This is a genomic window from Amycolatopsis sp. 505, from assembly GCF_031625235.1.
In the GTDB taxonomy this organism is placed as follows: Bacteria; Actinomycetota; Actinomycetes; order Mycobacteriales; family Pseudonocardiaceae; genus Amycolatopsis.
This window is the reverse complement of the sequence record NZ_JACKQP010000004.1, coordinates 204,278-221,492: the sequence shown is the minus strand read 5'-3', so window position 1 is coordinate 221,492 and position 17,215 is coordinate 204,278. Positions and strand designations below refer to the sequence as shown.

Below are 17,215 nucleotides of genomic sequence, written 5' to 3'. Positions count from 1 at the left end.
TCTAGGGTAGGCCCTCCGGGCGACCTCCGTCAGGGTTTCCCGCGGCTTGTCGCTCAGCGGTGCGTGATACAGGAGGAGATTTCCGTGACGTCCGAGGTTGAGGTCGATGCCGTCGTGCTGGTCGGGGGCAAGGGCACCCGCCTGCGTCCACTGACCCTGTCGGCGCCGAAGCCGATGCTCCCGACCGCCGGGACGCCCTACCTGAGCCACCTGTTCTCCCGCATCCGCGAGGCCGGCATCCGGCACGTCGTGCTGGGCACGAGCTACCGGGCGGAGGTGTTCGAGGAGTACTTCGGCGACGGCAAGGCCATCGGCCTGGACCTGGAGTACGTGGTCGAGGAGGAGCCGCTCGACACCGCGGGCGCGATCCGGAACGTCCACGACATGCTGCGCGCCGACCACGTGATCGTCTTCAACGGCGACATCATCTCCGGCTCGGACCTCGGCGAGCAGCTGCGCATCCACCGCGAATCCGAGGCCGACGTCACACTGCACCTGCAGCGCGTGCCGGACCCCAGCCGGTTCGGGTCGGTGCCGACCGACGAGACCGGGCGCGTCCAGGCGTTCCTCGAGAAGACGCCGAACCCGCCGACCGACCAGATCAACGCCGGGTGCTACGTCTTCCGCCGTCCGGTGATCGAGGCCATCCCGACCGGGCGGCGGGTATCGGTCGAGCGCGAGACGTTCCCGCAGCTGCTGGAGCAGGGCGCGCACATCCAGGGCTTCGTCGACGAGTCCTACTGGCTGGACGTCGGCACGCCGGAGGCGTTCGTGCGCGGCTCGGCCGACCTCGTGCGCGGCCTGGCGCCGACGTCGGCGCTGCCCGGCCGTCCCGGTGACTTCCTGGTGCTCGACGGCGCGTCGGTGGCCGAGGACGCCCAGCTGTCCGGCGGTTCGACGATCGGCGTCGCGGCGGTGGTGGGGCCGGGTGCGAAGATCGACGGCTCGGTGCTGTTCGACGGCGCGGCGGTCTCCGAGGGCGCGATCGTCGAGCGCTCGGTGCTCGGCCACGGCGCCCGCGTCGGCGCCGGCGCGGTGCTGCGCGGCGTGGTGCTGGGCGACGGCGTGTCGGTGGGAGCCGGCTGCGAGCTCCTGGACGGCGCCCGCGTGTGGCCGGACGTCGTCCTGCCCGACGGATCCGTCCGCTTCTCGAGCGACGCGTAACCCGATGTTCTGGCGTCCCGCGTTCGAAGTCGACCTGGGCCGGGTCCTGGGTCCGCTGAAGCGCGGCCGCGGGTCGCTCAACATCCTCACGGACGAGCGCGGCATCACCTGGCTGGCGTCGAACACGCCGGACGGACCGGGAACCCTGGCGTTGCGGCGGCTGTCCGACGGCCGCATCGAGGCCGCGGCCTGGGGCCCGGCGAAGGACCGGCTGCTCACGGGAGTGCCGGCGTTGCTGGGGGCGGACGACGACGATTCGGGGTTCGTCGCGCACCACGACGTCGTCGCGCGGGCCCGGCGGGCGAACCCGGGCCTGCGGCTGGGGGCGACCGGGGTGGTGTGGGACTGGCTGGTGCTCGCGGTGCTGGAGCAGAAGGTGGCGGGCAAGGAGGCGATCCGGTCGTGGGCGGAGCTGTGCCGCCGCTTCGGCACGCACGCCCCGGGGCCGGCGCCGGAGCGGCTGCGCGTGCCGCCGACGCCCTCGACGTTGAGCACGCTGCCGGACTGGCACTGGCACCGAGCGGGGGTCGACATCAAGCGGCGGACGGCCCTGGTGAACGCCGCGCGCGTGGCGGGTCACCTGGAGCGGGCGGTGGAGCTGGGCGGGCTCGAGGGAAGGCATTGGCTGCGCCAGGTCCCGGGCATCGGAGTGTGGACGGCGGCGGAGATCGCCCAGCGCGCCTGGGGCGACCCGGACGCGGTGAGCTTCGGCGACTACAACATCCCGTCGATGGTGGGCAACGCGGTGCTGGGCACGAAGCTGGACGACGTGGGGATGGCGGAGGTCCTGGCGCCGTACGCGCCGCAGCGGCAGCGGGTGGTGCGGTATCTGGAGGCTGCGGGGCACACGCGGCCACGGTTCGGGCCGAGGATCGAACTGCGGGACTATCGCGCGATGTGACGGCAGTGGCCGCGGGTGCCCGTGTGGGTGACGGGCGCTGCGGGGATCTGCGCGGTTCTGGAGCTGGCGGCGCGGTCTCGTGTGGGTGATGTGCGCTGCTGGGGCGGGCGCGCCTCGCTTTGCGGGTGGGGTGTCTCGCGGCGGCGGGTAGGCGGGTTGCGGCGGGCGCGCGGTCTCGTGTGGGTGACGTGCGTTGCTGGCGCGGGCACGCCCCGCTTCGCGGGTGAGGTGTCTCGCCGCGGCGCCTAGGCAGGTTGTGGCGGGCCCGCGGTCTCGTGTGGGTGACGTGCGCTGCGGCAGTGCGGGGGTGGCCGCGGTCGTGGAGAGGGCTGCGATGGGCGCTCGGTCCCGTGTGGGTGACATGGCCCGCCAGCGGCGAAAGGTGCCCGCCAGCTCGCGAAAGGTGCCCGTGGGGCTGGTGCGGCCGCAGGACTGGCACGGCCGCGAAGCTCCGGCCTACTGCTGGGGAGGGTAGCCATCCGGCGGCGGCGGGTACGGCGGCTGCTGTCCCGGGAACCCCGGCGGCTGCTGCCCCGGATAACCCGGCCCGCCGAAGCCCTGCTGCGGCGGGTAACCCGGCGGCTGCTGGCCCGGGTAGCCCTGCTGCGGCGCCCCGAAGCCCGGCTGCTGGTAGCCCGGGTACTGCGGCGGGTACGGCGGCTGCTTCGGCTTGTTCGAGTTCACGACGAGCAGCACCACCCCGACGATGCCGGCGAGCACCACCAGGATGATCAGCAGCATCAGCACGCTCACCATCAGCTCTCCCCCTCGTCGAGTGCCGCGCGGACGATCGACAGTGCCTCGGCGTCGGCGAGGCCGAGCTTACGGGTCGTCTTCGCGTACTCCGCCGCCGCCTGCTGGGCCTTGCGGCGGGACTGGTCGCCCGCCGCCGCGACGAAGCTTCCGGCCCGGCCTCGGGTTTCGATCAGGCCCACCTCCTCCAGCTCGCGGTACGCCCTCGCCACCGTGTTCGGCGCTATGCCCAGGTCGGCCGCCAGGCGGCGCACCGTGGGCAGCTTGGTGCCCACGGCCAGGGTCCGGTCGTTGATCCGCGTCGCGAGGCCGGACCGGACCTGCTCGTACGGCGGGACCGGCGAACCGCTGTCGAAGGGGACGATCACCAGCTCTGCGGACCCGCTCCCGGCCCCGGCAGCTGTTGCTGCTGCGGGAACGACGGCCCCTGCGGCGCGTACTGCTGCGGCGCCGGCGGATACCCCGGCTGCTGCGGGAAACCCTGCTGCGGCGAAGGTGGGTACCCCGGCTGCTGGGCCGGCGCGAAGCCCGGCTGCGGCGCGGCGAACCCCTGCGACGGCGGCCCAGAACCCGCGGCCGCAAATCCCTGCGACGGCGGCGCGAATCCCGGCGCCGCAGAACCCGCAGGGGCAAACCCCGGCGCCGCCGCACCCCCGCCCGCAATTCCCTGCGGTGGCGCCGCAAAACCTTGCTGGGGCGGGAAAGCCGGGAACTGCCCGCTCTTCTTCATCGCCTCTTCGCGGCGCATCTTCGACACCCGCACGATCACCGCGATGACGAACACGATGATGCCCAGGACGATGAGCCCGAGCACGATGTACCCGAACACGCCGGTGTCGCCGCCACCGCCGGAGTGGTAGTGCACCCGCTCCGGGAACTGTGTAGCCATGTGGTCCCTCCCTGTCCGCGGACCAGGTTATCGCCCGGCACCGACAGGAACGGCCGCTTTCACCAGATCGGCGAGATCTTCGGACCCCTCCGGCAGCGCGTCCGCCGGCCACCACCGCAGGTCGTCGGACTCGTCGCTGCGCACCGGCTCCGCACCGGCCGGCGCGTGTACCGCGAAGCGGACGTCGAAGTGCCGGGTCGGCACCCCGAGCGAGCACGTGATCGGGTGGACGTCCAGGTGCACCGGCTCCGCGACGAGACGCAGCCCGGCGATCCCGGACTCCTCGGTGGCCTCCCGCAGTGCCGCCCCGGCCAGCGACTCGTCCGACGGCTCGCAGTGGCCGCCGAGCTGCAGCCAGCGGCCGACCCGCGGGTGCAGCGTCAGCAGCACCCGCGTGCCGGTGTGGTCCAGCACCACCGCCGACGCCGTCAGGTGCCCCGCCGCGCACGAACGCTGACAGGAATCGTCGCGCGCGGCCAGGAACCCGAGGAACGCCTGGCGCAGCGACTCCTGGGACGCGACCGCAGGCCGCCACGACGACAGCGTCGTGACGGCGTCCGCGTGCAGGCTCACAGCTCCAGCAGTCCTTCCCCGGCCAGGGCCGGGCCACGCGGGTCCGGCTCGGTGAGCGGCACGCCGACGGCGACCGAGCCCAGCGGCTGCCAGCGCTCGCCGAGACCGAGGACCTCGCGGACGACGTCCGCGGCGAAGATCGTCGAGCCGATCCAGCACGACCCGAGGCCCTCGGCCGCCAGCGCGACCAGCAAACCCTGGACCGCGGCACCGCCGGCCACCGTGAACATCGTCTTCTCGCACTCGTTGCGGCGGTCGTCGCGGTAGGTGTGCGCGCCGTCCGGCACCAGGAACGGGAGGACGATCTCGGACGCCCGGTACAGGATGTCGCCCCGGCTGAGCCGCTTCGCGATCTGCTCCGGCGTGAACTCGTCGCCGGCCAGGTCGGCCTGCCACGACTCGCGCATCGCGTCCAGCAGCTTCTTCCGGACGCCGGAATCGCGCAGCCAGATGAACCGGACCGGGTGCGTGTGGTGCGGCGCGGGCGCGGTCAGCGCCGACCCCACCGCCCGCCGGATCGAGGTGGGGGAGACCGGCTCGTCCGCGAAGTGCCGCACCGAACGCCGGGCCGGCACGGCCTCGCGCCTGCCCTGCGCGACGGCTTCGTTCGCGCCCAGCCGGAAGAGGTCCTCCTCCAGCGGGCGGACCAGGTCCCGCGCGGTCGAGCCGTCGTCCTCCGGGAAGAACCCGCGGACGACCGCGACCGGCGTCCCGCCCAGCTTGCCCTTGACCAGGTCGGCGGCCGCGGCGAGCTCGTCGGCGATCGCGACCTCGGTGACGGCCAGCTCGTTGCCCTGCCCGTCGACCTCCCCGCGGTAGGCGTGCAGCACGCGCAGCCCCGAAGACCCGATGGCGGCGTCGGTCTGCCCCACCCGCCAGGCCCGGCCCATGGTGTCGGTGACGACGACGGCGACCTCGACGCCGAGCCGCTCCCGCAGCCCGTTGCGCAGCGCCAGCGCCGACGCGTCCGGGTCGGCGGGCAGCAGCGCGACCTCGTCACCGGCCACATTGGACGCGTCGATCCCGGACGCCGCCTGCACGATCCCCAGGTGGTTCTGGGTGATCACGGTCCGGGCGATCCGCGCGACGATCCGCACGGCCTCCTGCTCGACGAGCTTCCGGCGTTCGGCGTCGCGGGCCTCCGGGTCCGACGGCACGCGCACCAGCCTGCCCTCGGCCTTCGAGACGATCTTGCTGGTCACGACCAGGACGTCCCCCGACCGCAGCCAGGGCGCGGCGGCCACGATCGCGCCGGTCAGGTCGTCGCCCGGGCGGAACTCCGGCAGCCCGGTGACGGGCAGGATCTCCAGCTTGGGGGCAGCGTGGTCACTCAACGGGGGCTCCAGCCAGTTCCAGGGCGGCGCGGGCCATCGCCGCGGTCGCGTCCACATCGGACATCAGCAGCGGGACGTCGCGGACGGTCACGCCCGGCACGTCGGCCGTCTCGCCTTCCGCGATCAGCCAGCCGTCGAGCACGCCGCCGTCCTGGCGCGAGCCGTAGTGCCGGCCCACCGCCTCGGCCGACGTCTCGACGCCGATCGCGGTCAGGCACGCGTCGGCCATCCCGCGCAGCGCCTTGCCGCCGATGATCGGCGACACCCCGACGACGCGGGCAGTGCTGTTCCGCAGCGCCTCCCGCACCCCGGGCACGCCCAGCACGGTGCCGACCGACACGACCGGGTTCGACGGCGCGAACAGCACGGCGTCGGCGTCCTTGATCGCTTCCAGCACGCCGGGGGCGGGCTTGGCCTCGTCGGCGCCGACCGCGACGATCGAGTGCGCCTTCGGCTCGGCGCGGTAGCGCACCCACCACTCCTGGAAGTGGATCGCCTTCTGCTGGCCGTCCTGCTCCGGGTCGTCGATGACGACGTGCGTCTCGACGCGGTCGTCGGACATCGGCAGCAGCCGGACGCCGGGCTGCCAGCGGTCGCACAGGGCCTCGGTGACCGCCGAGAGCGGGTAGCCCGCGCGCAGCATCCGCGACCGGATCAGGTGGGTGGCGATGTCCTTGTCGCCGAGCCCGAACCAGTCCGGGTCGGCGCCGTAGGCGGCCAGCTCCTCCTTGACGACCCAGGTCTCGCCCGAGTGCCCCCAGCCGCGTTCGGAGTCGATCCCGCCGCCCAGGGTGTACATGCAGGTGTCCAGGTCGGGACAGATCCGCAGCCCGTGCATCCAGACGTCGTCGCCGGTGTTGACCAGCGCCGTCACCTCGTGCTCCGACTCGGAGGCACCCTCGGGTGCCATGCCCAGCGCTGCCTTGACACCCAGCAGGAAGCGGGCCCCGCCCACTCCGCCGACCACTACCACGATCTTCACGACGTCGAATCCTCGCACGAGCCGGGTGCGGGCACCCAGTACCGGTATTTGTGGTGCGGGGCGTAGCCGAGCCCCGCGTAGAGCGCGAGCGCGCCCGAATTCCGTTCCGCGACCTGCAACACCGCGTGGCCCGCCCCGTGTTCCACGCCCCACGCGTGCACCGCGCCCATCAGCGCGGACGCCAGCCCGCGGCGGCGGAAGGCGGGGGCGACTTCGAGGCGGCCGATGTGCAGCCAGTCGTCGACCAGGGCGCCGCGGACGACCCCGGCGAGGACCCCGTCGACCAGGGCGGCGCCGTAGCCGGTCTTCCCGCCGCTGAGGACCTGCCGCGCGGCCGGGGAGTCCTCGGTGGGCCGCATGGCGAGCGCCCACCAGCCGGGGGCGGGTTCGTCGCCGATGGTGACGGCCGGGTTCGCCGGGGCGGGCTGGTCGCGGACCGTGACGCCGGGGGCGGCGAACGCGCGCTTCTCGCTCACCGTGACTCCCGGGACCGCGGGCTTTCGGCCGACCTCTCCGCCTGCCACCGCGGGCCCGGGCTCCAGCGGCGCGGTGAGCACCACGACCTCGTGACCGGCGCCGTGCCCGGTGGCCGGGTGCCAGCCGGCCGCGGCGATGGCGTGTTCGTTCGGGCTGTCGCGGACGACCTGCACCATCGGGGTGATCCCCCGATCGTGGGCGAAATCACACACCGCGCGCAGGGCCCCGCCGAGCGGGCGGACCGGGTCGCCGACGGCCAGCGCGCTGTTGGCGCGGCCGGTGAAGCCGTCCGCCCAGCGCAGGCGCCACTCACCCAGGGGATCCTCCACCAGGGGCGGCCATGCTTTGCTGCACGTGATTTCGAGCTTCTCGGCGGCGTTCACCGCTAGATTGTGACGGAGGCGGTGAAAGTCGCGGGAGCGGATTTCGGCAGGAGGTGACCGTGGGTATCCAGCGCAAGGACGAGCGGCACAACGAGAAGCTGGTCGACGAGATCGCCGAAGGGTTCAACCGAGCCGTGGGGGAGAAGAAGCCCGAAAGTGACACAGGCGAGGCGCCCAAACCGCGCTTCGTCATCACCGGTGACGCCCGGGCGACCCCGCCCCCGCGCCGCCGGGAGAGGTGAGCTCCATACCCGGGGTATGGCTAAGGCTTGCCTCACCAACCGAACGGGTGCCGACGCCGCGTAATGTCGGCACGGACTGGCTGTTTGCAGAGAAAAGCAGGAGTGCGCAGTGACCTACGTGATCGCCGAGCCCTGCGTCGACGTGCTCGACAAGGCGTGTATCGACGAGTGCCCCGTGGACTGCATCTACGAGGGCGAGCGGATGCTGTACATCCACCCGGACGAGTGCGTCGACTGCGGCGCCTGCGAGCCGGTCTGCCCGGTCGAGGCGATCTACTACGAGGACGACGTCCCGGACAACTGGTCGGACTACACCAAGGCGAACGTCGACTTCTTCGACGAGCTGGGTTCGCCCGGCGGCGCGTCCAAGGTGGGCAAGACCGCGCACGACCCGGCCTTCATCAAGGCGCTGCCCCCGCAGGGCGAATGAACCGGATCGCGCTGCCCGACTTCCCCTGGGATTCGCTCGCCGAGGTCAAGGCCACGGCCCAAGCGCATCCCGGCGGGGTCGTCGACCTCTCCATCGGCACCCCGGTCGACCCGGTCCCGGCGGGCATCCGCGAGGCCCTCGCGTCGGTCTCGGAGATCCCCGGGTACCCGACCACCCACGGCATTCCGGAACTGCGGGAAGCCGCGCGCGGCGCGCTGTCCCGGCGGCACGGCGTCGACGGCGTCGAGCCGGACGCCGTGCTGCCGACGATCGGGTCCAAGGAGGCCGTGGCCTGGCTGCCGCGCCTGCTCGGCTTCGGCCCCGGCGACCTCGTCGTCATCCCGGAGCTGGCGTACCCGACGTACGAGGTCGGCGTGCTGCTGGCGGGCGCGTCGCTCCTGCGCGCCGACAGCACGGTCGCGCTCGGCCCGCAGAAGCCGGCGATGATCTGGCTGAACTCGCCGTCCAACCCGACCGGCCGGGTGCTGCCGGTGGAGCACCTGCGCAAGGTCGTCGAGTGGGCCCGCGAGCGCGAGGTCGTCGTGGTCTCCGACGAGTGCTACCTGGCCCTGGGCTGGGAGTCCGATCCTCTGTCGATCCTGCACCCGGACGTCTGCGGCGGCCGGACCGACGGCCTGATCGCGGTGCACTCGCTGTCGAAGTCGGCCAACCTGGCCAGCTACCGCGCCGGCTTCCTGACCGGCGACCCGCGCCTGATCAAGCAGCTGCTCGAAGTGCGCAAGCACGCGGGCATGATCGTGCCGCGGCCGGTCCAGGAGGCGATGGTCGCCGCGCTGTCCGACGACGAGGCGCTGCGCGGGCAGCGCGAGCGGTACGCCCGCCGTCGGCTGGTGCTGCGGAAGGCGTTGCTGGACAACGGGTTCCGCATCGACCACTCCGAAGCGGGGCTCTACCTCTGGGCCACTCGCGACGAGGACGCCTCGGCGACGGTCGGCTGGCTGGCCGAGCGGGGGATCCTGGTCGCGCCCGGCACGTTCTACGGCCCGACGGGCAGCAAGCACGTCCGCGTCGCGCTGACCGCGACGGACGAGCGCGTCGACGCGGCCGTGGAGCGGCTGACTCAGTAATCGCGGCCGGTCAGGCCCCGGTAGACGAACCGGGTGAGCAGTTCGATCGCCTCTTCGTCGGTCGGCGGTGTCCAGCCCGCCGGCGCGTCGTGCAGCCACGTCGCCGCGAAGGCGTCGACCAGGTTGTAGATCAGCATTCCGCAGCGGTCCGGGTCCGCCGGGAGGCGCATGCCGGCGCGGGTGATGTACGCGAGGTGGTCGTCGAGGTCGGCGGCCTGGGACGCGCCGAACCGGGCCACCGTGCGCGCGAACGACTCGCTGACCATCGCCGCCTGGCGCAGGGCCAGCATGGTGGCCGCGTTGTCGCGGTAGAAGTCCCAGTACTGCTTGACGTGCCAGCGCACGGCCGCGGGGTCGCTGAAGTCGGCCAGGTGGTCTTCGCTGTCGGCGCTCTCGTCGCCTGAGGCCGCGATGTCGGCCATCAGCGCTTCCAGGAGCTCTTCCTTGCCCGCGAAGTGGTTGTAGAACGACCCCGCGGCCCGGCCCGCCTCCGCGGTGATGTCGGTGATCTTCGTGTTCAGGTAGCCCTTCCGGGCGAAGACGCGCTTGGCCGCGGCCTTGAGCGCGGCCTCGGTCTCCGCGGCCTTTTCCTTGCGGCTCGTCGCCGTCATCGGCACCTCCCTTGACACGGGACGCTAGCAGCGCCATTCTGAATCCAGATTCACTGAATTTGAATTCACTGGGAGGGTGACATGGATACTCGGGTGCTGATCGCCGGAGCCGGACCGACCGGGCTGACGCTGGCCATCGAGCTGGCGCGGCGGGACGTCGCCGTGCGGATCATCGACAAGGCCGAGACGTACTTCGTCGGCTCGCGCGGCGACGGGATGCAGCCGCGCACGCTGGAGGTGTTCGAGGACCTGGGCGTGCTCGACGCGGTGCTGGCCGCGGGCATGGCCCCGGTGCCGATGAAGATCCACCTCGGCGGCGAGGTGGTCGGTGAGCGGATGATGTTCGACCCGGTCGAGCCGACGCCGTCGCGGCCGTACCCGACCGGCTGGTTCCTGGGCCAGTCGCAGACCGAGGGCATCCTGCGCGACCGGCTGGCCGAGTTCGGCGTGCCCGTCGAGCTGAACACCGCGCTGACCGGCTTCGAGCAGTACGGCGACGGCGTCACGGCGACCCTGAGCACGGGCGAGACCGTCCGCGCGGAGTACCTGGTCGGCGTCGACGGCGGCAAGAGCTTCGTGCGCAAGACGCTGGGGATCGCGTTCGAGGGCACCACCGACGAGTCGATCCGGATGCTGCTCGGCGACGTCGTGGCCGAGGGCCTCGACCGGAACTTCGGCCACTGGTTCGCGGCGCCGGACGAGCCGATGAGCGGCATGATGTTCAGCCCGCTGCCGGGGACGCCGCACTTCCAGTTCGGCGCCGCGCTCGGCGACGGCGAGACCGACGTCGAAACGGCGTTGCCCGCGGTCCAGGCCCGGCTCGACGCGCTGAGCGGCGGCCAGGTCAAGCTGTCGGACCTGGCCTGGTCGACGGTGTGGCGGCCGAACATCCGGCTGGCGGCGAGCTTCCGCGACGGCCGCGTGTTCCTGGCCGGCGACGCGGCGCACGTCCACCCGCCGACGGGCGGGCAGGGCCTGAACACCGGGATCCAGGACGGCTACAACCTCGGCTGGAAGCTCGCGGACGGGTCACCGGAGCTGCTGGACAGCTACGAGATCGAGCGGCGCACGGTCGCGGCCCGCGTGCTGGGGGTCTCGGCGGGCCTGCTGCAGAAGTACGTCGACGGCGACGAGGACGCCCACCGGCGTGGAGAGGACACGCAGCAGCTCGACATCACCTACCGGGGCGGCCCGCTGTCCCCGGCGGGGACCGGGGAGCTGCGGCCGGGGGACCGGGCACCGGACGCGCCGCTGGTGGACGCGAACGGCAAGCGCGTGCGGCTGTTCGAGCTGTTCCGCGGCCCGCACGCGACCGAGCTGCTCTTCGGCGAGGGCGAGACAACGGGGTACCGGATCCTGCCGGCGGGCAGCGCGGCGACGGGCACGGACCTGGTGGACGAGGGCGGCCACGCGTACGCGGCGTACGAGGCTTCGACGGGCCGCCGGGTGCTCATCCGCCCGGACGGCTACGTCTGGTCGATCGCCTGACGGGGCCGGCCCACCGGGTGTCGCGAATGACTCATTCGGGACGTGGGAGGTCCCGAATGAGTCATTCGCGACCTTGGGGGCGGGCGGCGCGGGCGAGGCGAGGCGGGGGCGGGGCGGGGGCGGGGCGCGGGCGGGGCGCTGGGCGGAGCAGGGCGTGGGCGAGGCGCGGGGCGCGGGCGAGGCGGGGAGGGGGTGCGGCGCGGGCGAGGCGGGGCGCGGGGGCGGAGCAGGGCGGGGGCGGGCGAGGCGAGGCGGGGCGCGGGAGAGGCGAGGCGGGGGCGTGGTCAGGCGTGGAGGGCCTTGGCGGCGGCGTCGACCGCTGCCCAGGAATTCCGCCAAGCCGCGCGGGCGTCGGCTCGGCGGGCCAGCTCGCGCTCGGCGATGCGGCCCGCGACGAACCCCATCGGGCCGTCCGCCGACTCCAGGACCGAACGCATCCGCTCGGCCGCGATCACGGCGTCCTGGTGGTCGCCCAGCACCGTCTGGAAGTCCTTCGTCGCCTTCAGCAGCCGCTTGATCTTCGGCGCCTGCTTCTTCTTCGCGGACGTCTGGGCCAGCTCCGCCGCGTAACGCAGCTTCTTGCCGTGGATGCGCAGCGCGTGCAGGTCGTCGTCCGGCGGGTCCGCGGGCAGCGCACCGACCGCCTTCGCCAGCTTCCGGTGCGGCTTCGCCAGGCCCGCGATCAGGTCGTGCGGCCGGTCGGACAGCGGGACGGTCTCCGCCCGCGTCAGCAGGCTCACCTCGCGCAGCAACGTCGAATACCGGGCACTCGACAGCGCCCGCGTCAGGCGCCGCTTCGCCGTGGCCCGCTCGCTGACGAACTTCGACACGAGACGGCGGCCGGGGGCCTGGTCGCGGACCTCGAAGTCCGCGATGACCTCGCGCAGGTGCCCGATCAGCACGTCGTAGTCGCGCACCTCGCCGAGGGACTGGCCCAGCCAGCCCAGCTCCGCGCGCACCGGCTCGGCGCCGTCGCCGACCAGCTTGCCGGACAGCTTCAGCACGCTGCGCATCCGCCGCAGCGCGACGCGCATCTGGTGCAGGTCCTCCGGATCCGCGCCCGAGCGCGTGCCCGGTTCGTGCGCGAGCAGCGCGCGGATCTCACGGTCGAGCTTGGCCCGCACGTGGTGGCCGGCCGGGTCGGCCGGACGCGCTTCGACGGGCGCGTCCGGCAAGCCCAGCTCGGCCGGCGTGCGACGCAACGATTCGGTGGTCACCTCATGAATAGTAGGTGAACGATCGTGCTCAATCGTTGGCGTGCAGCGCCGCGTTCAGCTCGACACCGGAGCCGGTGCGGGGCACGACCTCGACCGCGCCGGTGCCCGAGTTGCGGCGGAACACCGCGCCCGAGATGCCGTTGAGCTCGCGGGCCTTGACGACCTTGCCCTCGACGACGACCTTCGTGCCCGCCGTCACGTACAGGCCCGCCTCGACGACCGTGTCGTCGCCCAGCGAGATCCCGACGCCGCCGTTCGCGCCGATCAGGCAGCGCTCGCCCAGCGAGATCGTTTCCTTGCCGCCGCCCGACAGCGTGCCCATGATCGACGCGCCGCCGCCGACGTCCGAGCCGTCGCCGACGACCACGCCGGCCGAGATCCGGCCCTCGACCATCGACGCGCCGAGCGTGCCGGCGTTGAAGTTGACGAAACCCTCGTGCATCACGGTCGTGCCGGACGCGAGGTGCGCGCCGAGCCGGACGCGGTCGGCGTCGCCGATCCGGACGCCCGACGGCAGGACGTAGTCGACCATCCGCGGGAACTTGTCGACGCTGTAGACGGTCACCGGACCGCGTGCCCGCAGCCGCAGCCGGGTCGTCTCGAAGCCTTCGACCGGGCACGGGCCGTGGTTGGTCCAGACGACGTTGGCCAGCAGGCCGAACATGCCGTCGAGGTTCTGGCCGTGCGGCCGGACCAGCCGGTGCGAGAGCAGGTGCAGCCGCAGGTACATGTCGTGGGTGTCCGCGGGCGCGTCGGCCAGCTTGCCGATCGTGGTGCGCACGGCGACGACCTCGACCCCGCGGTCGGTGTCCGGGCCGAGCAGCGCCGCGGCGGCTTCGCCGAGCAGCTCGGTGGCCTCTTCGGCGCTCAGGCGCTCGGTGCCGGGGGTGCCCCCCTCGACCAGCTTGGGGTGCGGGTACCAGGTGTCGAGGACCGTCCCGTCGGTGGTGACGGTGGCCAGCCCGACGCCGCTGGCGCCGGTCGTTTCGGGGTTCGGGCTCTGCTCACTCACGCCCGACACGGTAGTCGAGTGACGGCGATCAACCACTCGTGGGCCGCGCGTCTACCTGCTTCTTCAGGCCAGACAGAGCAGCGGCGATGTCGACCAGCGCCTGCGAACACGGGCCGCCCGCGGCCGGGACGGTCGTGCAGCCCGCACTCCGGAACTCCCCGACCGCCTGGTCCAGCTTGCCGGCCTCGGCGGTCAGCTGCGGGTCGCGGTCGTCCGCGCGCTTGCGGGCCGCGCCCGGCACGTTGCCGACCTCGGTGACGTACTTCTCACAGCCCTTGGGCAGCTGGGTGCGCGGGCTCGCGTAGCACTGGTCGACGGTCAGCGCGTCGAGCTTGGTCGGCAGCGCGTCCGGACCGGGCTCGCCGCCTTGACGCGGGGGCGTCGGACCGGCCTCTTTCCCGCAGCCCGAGAGGACCAGGACCAGCACCGCGCCGCCGACGGCGACTCCGAACCTACGCACACCCCCACGGTAGCGTGCGGGTCATGAGCCTCGACCTGCACGCCGATCCGGTGGACCTGACCGCAGCGCTGGTGGACATCTTCAGCGTGTCCGGCGCCGAGGCGGAGATCGCGACCGCGGTCCAGGACGCGCTGCGGACGCAGGCCCCGCACCTCGAGGTCGTCCGGAACGGCGACGCCGTCCTCGCGCGGACCAACCTCGGCCGCGAGTCGCGGGTCGTGCTCGCCGGGCACCTGGACACCGTGCCGGAGAACGGCAACCTCCCGTCGCGGCGCGAAGGCTCCGGCGACGAGGAAATCCTGCACGGCCTCGGCACGGTCGACATGAAGGGCGGCGACGCGGTCTTCCTGCACCTGGCGGCGACGCTGCCTGAGCCGAAGCACGACGTCACCTTCGTCTTCTACGACAACGAAGAGGTCGAAGCGGTCAAGAACGGCCTCGGCCGGATCGAGCGCGAGCTGCCGGAGTGGCTGGCCGGCGACCTGGCGATCGTCGGCGAGCCGTCGAACGGCGTGATCGAGGCCGGCTGCCAGGGCACCATGCGCGTCGAGCTGCGGCTTTCGGGCAAGCGGGCGCACACCGCGCGGGCGTGGATGGGCGAGAACGCGATCCACGCGCTGGCCGAGCCGCTGCGACGGCTGGGGGAGTACACGCCGCGGATCGTCGACATCGACGGCCTGACCTACCGCGAAGGCCTCCAGGCGACGTCGATCAGCGGTGGCGTCGCGGGCAACGTGGTCCCGGACGCGGCCGTGCTGACGGTGAACCACCGCTTCGCCCCCGACCGCGACGCGGCGGCGGCCGAGCGGCACCTGCGCGAGGTGTTCGCCGGGTTCGATCTGTCCGTTGTGGACCTGTCGCCGGGAGCGCTGCCGGGCCTGTCGGCCCCGGCGGCGGCGGAACTGGTGGCGGCGGCGGGCGGCCGCGCGGCGGCCAAGCTCGGCTGGACGGACGTGGCCCGCTTCGCGGCGCGCGGCATGCCGGCGGTGAACTTCGGCCCGGGCAACCCGACCCTGGCGCACACGAAGCAGGAGAACGTCCGGACGGCGGAGATCCGCCAGGTCACCGAGGTGCTGCGCAAGTTCCTGAGCTGAGCCCGCTGCACCGAACGTCGCAGCGGGTGCTGTGGTCGTGGTCACATCCGGCGGCCTGAGCTGCGGTGACGCTGCGCGACCGCAGGTCACCGCAACTTTTCGCGGCCGCGGTCCGTATGTCCTTCTGAAGCCGCGCGCCCCGGGAGGACCCATGCCGAAAACCGCTCGACGAGCCGCGGCCGTGGCCGTGCTCGTCCTGGCGGTGAGCGGGTGCGGTGGGGAAAGACAGCCGGTGGCCGCGCCCGCCGCCGGGCCGGTCCTCACCGCCATCGGCGAGGCCACCTCGGTCCCGCCGCCGCCGGCCGAGCGGGAGCCCGTGACGCAGAGCGCGCCGCCCGTCGAGGTCGCCATCAGCTTCCCGCGGACCGGGTCCGGCCAGTGGATGTTCACCCCCGGCAGCGACGAGGTCGCCGGGACGTCGGGCCGGCTGATGCGCTACCGGATCGCCATCGAGACCGACATCGACGGCGTCGGGCCCGGCGAGTTCGCCAAGAAGATCCGCGCCATCCTCGGCGACCCGCGTGGCTGGACCGCCGGCGGGCAGTGGCGGCTGCAGCAGGTCGGCCCGCAGGACAACGCCGACTTCACCCTCTACCTCGCCACACCGGCCAGCCGCGACAAGCTGTGCGGCGGCACCCCGGACAGCTACACCTCCTGCCGCAACGGCAGCAACGTCGTGCTCAACGTCGCCCGCTGGGCCAACGCCGTCCCGGACTACGGCGCCCCGCTCGACGTCTACCGCCAGTACATGGTCACCCACGAAACCGGCCACCGGCTGGGCCAGGGCCACGAGCTGTGCCCCGGCCCGGGCAAGCCGGCGCCGGTGATGGAGCAGCAGACGCTGGGGTTGCACGGCTGCGTCCCGAACCCGTGGCCCTTCCCGGACGCCGGCGGCCGGGAATACGCCGGCCCGCCGGGCGAGTACAACGACCCCATCCCGGCGGGCGACTCCTGACCTACCGGCCCTGCAGGGACTTGACGTTGTTGCCGAACGTCCAGCCCTTCGAGCCGTCCCAGTTGATCGACCAGTCCATCAGGCCCTTCAGGCCCGGCACCGATCGCCACGCCTGGGACACCAGGCTCGGCGACATGTACCCGCCGCCCGCGCCCGGCTGGGCGGGCAGGCCCGGGACCTGCTTGTCGTAGGGGACGCGGATCGTCGTGCCCTGGACGACCAGGCCGTTGTTCAGGCACTGCGTCTGCACGGTGAAGCCCTGCACGGTCCCGGCCTGGTAGGAATCGCCGGAGCAGCCGTACATGGATCCGTTGTAGTACTGCATGTTCAGCCACCACAGGCGGCCGTTGTCCGCGTACTTCTTGATGATCGGCAGGTACGCGCCCCAAATCGAGCCGTAGGTGATGCTGCCGCCGGTCACGTACGCGGTTTCCGGCGCCATCGTGAGCCCGAAGTTCGAGGGCATCTGCGCGAGCACGCCGTCGATGATCCGGATCAGGTTGCTCTGCGACGCCGAAAGCGTCTTGATGTTCCCGCTGCCGGTCAGCCCGGTCTCGATGTCGATGTCGATCCCGTCGAAGTTGTACTGCTTGAGGATCGGCACGACGGTGGCGACGAACCGGTCGGCCACCGCCGACGACGAGAGGTCGATCCCGGCGGCCGCGCCGCCGATGGACAGCAGGATCGTCGCGCCCGCGGCCTTCGCCGCGCACATCTCGGCCGGCGTGGACACCTTGACGCCGGCGTCCATCCCGTTCTCCCACAACACGGTCCCGTCGGACCGGATCACCGGGAAGGCGGCGTTGACGACGTTGTAGCCGTGCTGGGCCATCCGGCTGTCGGTGATCGGGATCCAGCCCAGCCCGGGGTGGACGCCGTTGGCGGCGCCGTCCCAGTTCTCCCAGTACCCCTGCAGGACCTTGCCGGCGGGCCGCGATTTCACCGCGCACGTGTCGGCCTGCACCGCCCCCTGCGCGGGGGCCGAGACGAACAGCGGGACGGCCAATACCGTGGCCAGCAGGGTTGCGAACAAGCGACCGGACATCCCGGCTCCCATCGTCATTGAAGGGTGGACGCGGCGTGTCCGCCCAACATAAGCGCCGCGGGGAGCCGGTGACTACCTACGAACGGGTGGTCTAGACAACTCGGGGGCGTCCCGCGG

The 17,215-nt window shown here is 72.8% G+C and carries 20 protein-coding genes; 8 read left to right on the top strand and 12 right to left on the bottom strand.

What is annotated here, in order from left to right:
- Window positions 1–84 precede the first annotated feature (84 nt).
- Entirely contained in the window at window positions 85–1,164 is a 1,080-nt protein-coding gene (locus tag H5965_RS16910; RefSeq protein ID WP_310970902.1) for an NDP-sugar synthase, read from the top strand.
- Window positions 1,165–1,168: 4 nt separating this feature from the next.
- Window positions 1,169–2,065, top strand: a complete 897-nt coding sequence (locus tag H5965_RS16905; RefSeq protein WP_310970900.1) for a DNA-3-methyladenine glycosylase 2 family protein — start codon at window positions 1,169–1,171, stop codon at window positions 2,063–2,065.
- Between the two features lie 456 nt (window positions 2,066–2,521).
- Here the strand turns inward: H5965_RS16905 and H5965_RS16900 are convergent, their stop codons facing one another.
- Genes H5965_RS16900 through H5965_RS16870 form a run of 7 tightly spaced genes read right to left on the bottom strand, consistent with a single transcriptional unit; the run spans window position 2,522 to window position 7,456 of the window.
- A complete protein-coding gene (locus H5965_RS16900; RefSeq protein WP_310970898.1) occupies window positions 2,522–2,821 on the bottom strand; it encodes a hypothetical protein in 300 nt (99 codons plus the stop codon).
- Window positions 2,821–3,186 carry a GntR family transcriptional regulator gene (locus H5965_RS16895; RefSeq protein ID WP_310970897.1) on the bottom strand — a complete coding sequence of 122 codons (366 nt, stop codon included), beginning with the start codon at window positions 3,184–3,186 and terminating at the stop codon, window positions 2,821–2,823. Before H5965_RS16895 ends, H5965_RS16900 begins: the two co-directional genes overlap by 1 nt.
- On the bottom strand, window positions 3,183–3,707 hold the full coding sequence (locus tag H5965_RS16890) for a hypothetical protein (protein ID WP_310970895.1): 525 nt from the start codon (window positions 3,705–3,707) through the stop codon (window positions 3,183–3,185). Before H5965_RS16890 ends, H5965_RS16895 begins: the two co-directional genes overlap by 4 nt.
- Window positions 3,708–3,734: 27 nt before the next feature.
- On the bottom strand, window positions 3,735–4,280 hold the full coding sequence (locus H5965_RS16885; RefSeq protein ID WP_310970893.1) for an NUDIX hydrolase: 546 nt from the start codon (window positions 4,278–4,280) through the stop codon (window positions 3,735–3,737).
- The gene (locus H5965_RS16880; protein WP_310970891.1) at window positions 4,277–5,671 is read right to left on the bottom strand and encodes a coenzyme F420-0:L-glutamate ligase; all 1,395 of its coding nucleotides are present in this window, start codon (window positions 5,669–5,671) and stop codon (window positions 4,277–4,279) included. Before H5965_RS16880 ends, H5965_RS16885 begins: the two co-directional genes overlap by 4 nt.
- Window positions 5,607–6,596, bottom strand: coding sequence for a 2-phospho-L-lactate transferase (cofD, locus tag H5965_RS16875; RefSeq protein ID WP_310970889.1), 990 nt, complete (start codon window positions 6,594–6,596; stop codon window positions 5,607–5,609). Before cofD ends, H5965_RS16880 begins: the two co-directional genes overlap by 65 nt.
- Complete coding sequence (locus tag H5965_RS16870; protein ID WP_310970887.1) at window positions 6,593–7,456, bottom strand: GNAT family N-acetyltransferase; 864 nt, start codon at window positions 7,454–7,456, stop codon at window positions 6,593–6,595. Before H5965_RS16870 ends, cofD begins: the two co-directional genes overlap by 4 nt.
- A 59-nt stretch (window positions 7,457–7,515) precedes the next feature.
- On the opposite strand from H5965_RS16870, the gene H5965_RS16865 reads away from it, so the two are divergent.
- From H5965_RS16865 to dapC, 3 genes are all read left to right on the top strand, one after another.
- The gene (locus tag H5965_RS16865) at window positions 7,516–7,698 is read left to right on the top strand and encodes a hypothetical protein (RefSeq protein ID WP_206795643.1); all 183 of its coding nucleotides are present in this window, start codon (window positions 7,516–7,518) and stop codon (window positions 7,696–7,698) included.
- A 109-nt stretch (window positions 7,699–7,807) separates the two neighbouring features.
- Window positions 7,808–8,128, top strand: coding sequence for a ferredoxin (gene fdxA / locus H5965_RS16860; RefSeq protein ID WP_003083029.1), 321 nt, complete (start codon window positions 7,808–7,810; stop codon window positions 8,126–8,128).
- A complete protein-coding gene (gene dapC / locus H5965_RS16855) occupies window positions 8,125–9,216 on the top strand; it encodes a succinyldiaminopimelate transaminase (protein ID WP_310970882.1) in 1,092 nt (363 codons plus the stop codon). The genes fdxA and dapC overlap by 4 nt, the downstream gene beginning before the upstream one ends.
- On the opposite strand, the gene H5965_RS16850 is transcribed toward dapC, so the two are convergent.
- A complete protein-coding gene (locus H5965_RS16850) occupies window positions 9,210–9,827 on the bottom strand; it encodes a TetR/AcrR family transcriptional regulator (protein WP_310970879.1) in 618 nt (205 codons plus the stop codon). The genes dapC and H5965_RS16850 overlap by 7 nt on opposite strands.
- An 81-nt stretch (window positions 9,828–9,908) precedes the next feature.
- Between H5965_RS16850 and H5965_RS16845 the strand changes: the two genes are divergently transcribed.
- Window positions 9,909–11,315, top strand: coding sequence for an FAD-dependent monooxygenase (locus H5965_RS16845; protein WP_310970877.1), 1,407 nt, complete (start codon window positions 9,909–9,911; stop codon window positions 11,313–11,315).
- Window positions 11,316–11,599: 284 nt separating this feature from the next.
- Here H5965_RS16845 and H5965_RS16840 read toward each other — a convergent pair whose 3' ends face one another.
- Genes H5965_RS16840 through H5965_RS16830 form a run of 3 tightly spaced genes read right to left on the bottom strand, consistent with a single transcriptional unit; the run spans window position 11,600 to window position 14,004 of the window.
- Window positions 11,600–12,532, bottom strand: a complete 933-nt coding sequence (locus H5965_RS16840; RefSeq protein ID WP_310970876.1) for a CHAD domain-containing protein — start codon at window positions 12,530–12,532, stop codon at window positions 11,600–11,602.
- A 28-nt stretch (window positions 12,533–12,560) separates the two neighbouring features.
- Window positions 12,561–13,544, bottom strand: coding sequence for a 2,3,4,5-tetrahydropyridine-2,6-dicarboxylate N-succinyltransferase (gene dapD, locus H5965_RS16835; protein WP_310970874.1), 984 nt, complete (start codon window positions 13,542–13,544; stop codon window positions 12,561–12,563).
- A gap of 28 nt (window positions 13,545–13,572) precedes the next feature.
- Entirely contained in the window at window positions 13,573–14,004 is a 432-nt protein-coding gene (locus tag H5965_RS16830; RefSeq protein WP_310970872.1) for a hypothetical protein, read from the bottom strand.
- A 23-nt stretch (window positions 14,005–14,027) separates the two neighbouring features.
- Between H5965_RS16830 and dapE the strand changes: the two genes are divergently transcribed.
- Together dapE and H5965_RS16820 are read left to right on the top strand one after the other, a co-directional pair.
- The gene (gene dapE / locus H5965_RS16825; RefSeq protein WP_310970871.1) at window positions 14,028–15,098 is read left to right on the top strand and encodes a succinyl-diaminopimelate desuccinylase; all 1,071 of its coding nucleotides are present in this window, start codon (window positions 14,028–14,030) and stop codon (window positions 15,096–15,098) included.
- A 151-nt stretch (window positions 15,099–15,249) separates the two neighbouring features.
- Window positions 15,250–16,053, top strand: coding sequence for a DUF3152 domain-containing protein (locus tag H5965_RS16820; protein WP_310970870.1), 804 nt, complete (start codon window positions 15,250–15,252; stop codon window positions 16,051–16,053).
- Window position 16,054: 1 nt separating this feature from the next.
- Here H5965_RS16820 and H5965_RS16815 read toward each other — a convergent pair whose 3' ends face one another.
- Window positions 16,055–17,098 (bottom strand): chitinase, encoded by a 1,044-nt coding sequence (locus H5965_RS16815; RefSeq protein WP_310970868.1) that lies wholly within the window; start codon window positions 17,096–17,098, stop codon window positions 16,055–16,057.
- Window positions 17,099–17,215 lie beyond the last annotated feature (117 nt).

What these genes read in the sequence shown, in the direction of transcription:
- H5965_RS16850 (WP_310970879.1), bottom strand. Translation starts at nt 9,827, where the DNA reads ATGACGGCGACGAGCCGCAAGGAAAAGGCCGCGGAGACCGAGGCCGCG.
- H5965_RS16905 (WP_310970900.1), top strand. Translation starts at nt 1,169, where the DNA reads ATGTTCTGGCGTCCCGCGTTCGAAGTCGACCTGGGCCGGGTCCTGGGT.
- dapC (WP_310970882.1), top strand. Translation starts at nt 8,125, where the DNA reads ATGAACCGGATCGCGCTGCCCGACTTCCCCTGGGATTCGCTCGCCGAG.
- H5965_RS16890 (WP_310970895.1), bottom strand. Translation starts at nt 3,707, where the DNA reads ATGGCTACACAGTTCCCGGAGCGGGTGCACTACCACTCCGGCGGTGGC.
- H5965_RS16880 (WP_310970891.1), bottom strand. Translation starts at nt 5,671, where the DNA reads ATGTGGACGCGACCGCGGCGATGGCCCGCGCCGCCCTGGAACTGGCTG.
- H5965_RS16845 (WP_310970877.1), top strand. Translation starts at nt 9,909, where the DNA reads ATGGATACTCGGGTGCTGATCGCCGGAGCCGGACCGACCGGGCTGACG.
- H5965_RS16815 (WP_310970868.1), bottom strand. Translation starts at nt 17,098, where the DNA reads ATGTCCGGTCGCTTGTTCGCAACCCTGCTGGCCACGGTATTGGCCGTC.
- dapE (WP_310970871.1), top strand. Translation starts at nt 14,028, where the DNA reads ATGAGCCTCGACCTGCACGCCGATCCGGTGGACCTGACCGCAGCGCTG.
- H5965_RS16900 (WP_310970898.1), bottom strand. Translation starts at nt 2,821, where the DNA reads ATGGTGAGCGTGCTGATGCTGCTGATCATCCTGGTGGTGCTCGCCGGC.
- H5965_RS16820 (WP_310970870.1), top strand. Translation starts at nt 15,250, where the DNA reads ATGCCGAAAACCGCTCGACGAGCCGCGGCCGTGGCCGTGCTCGTCCTG.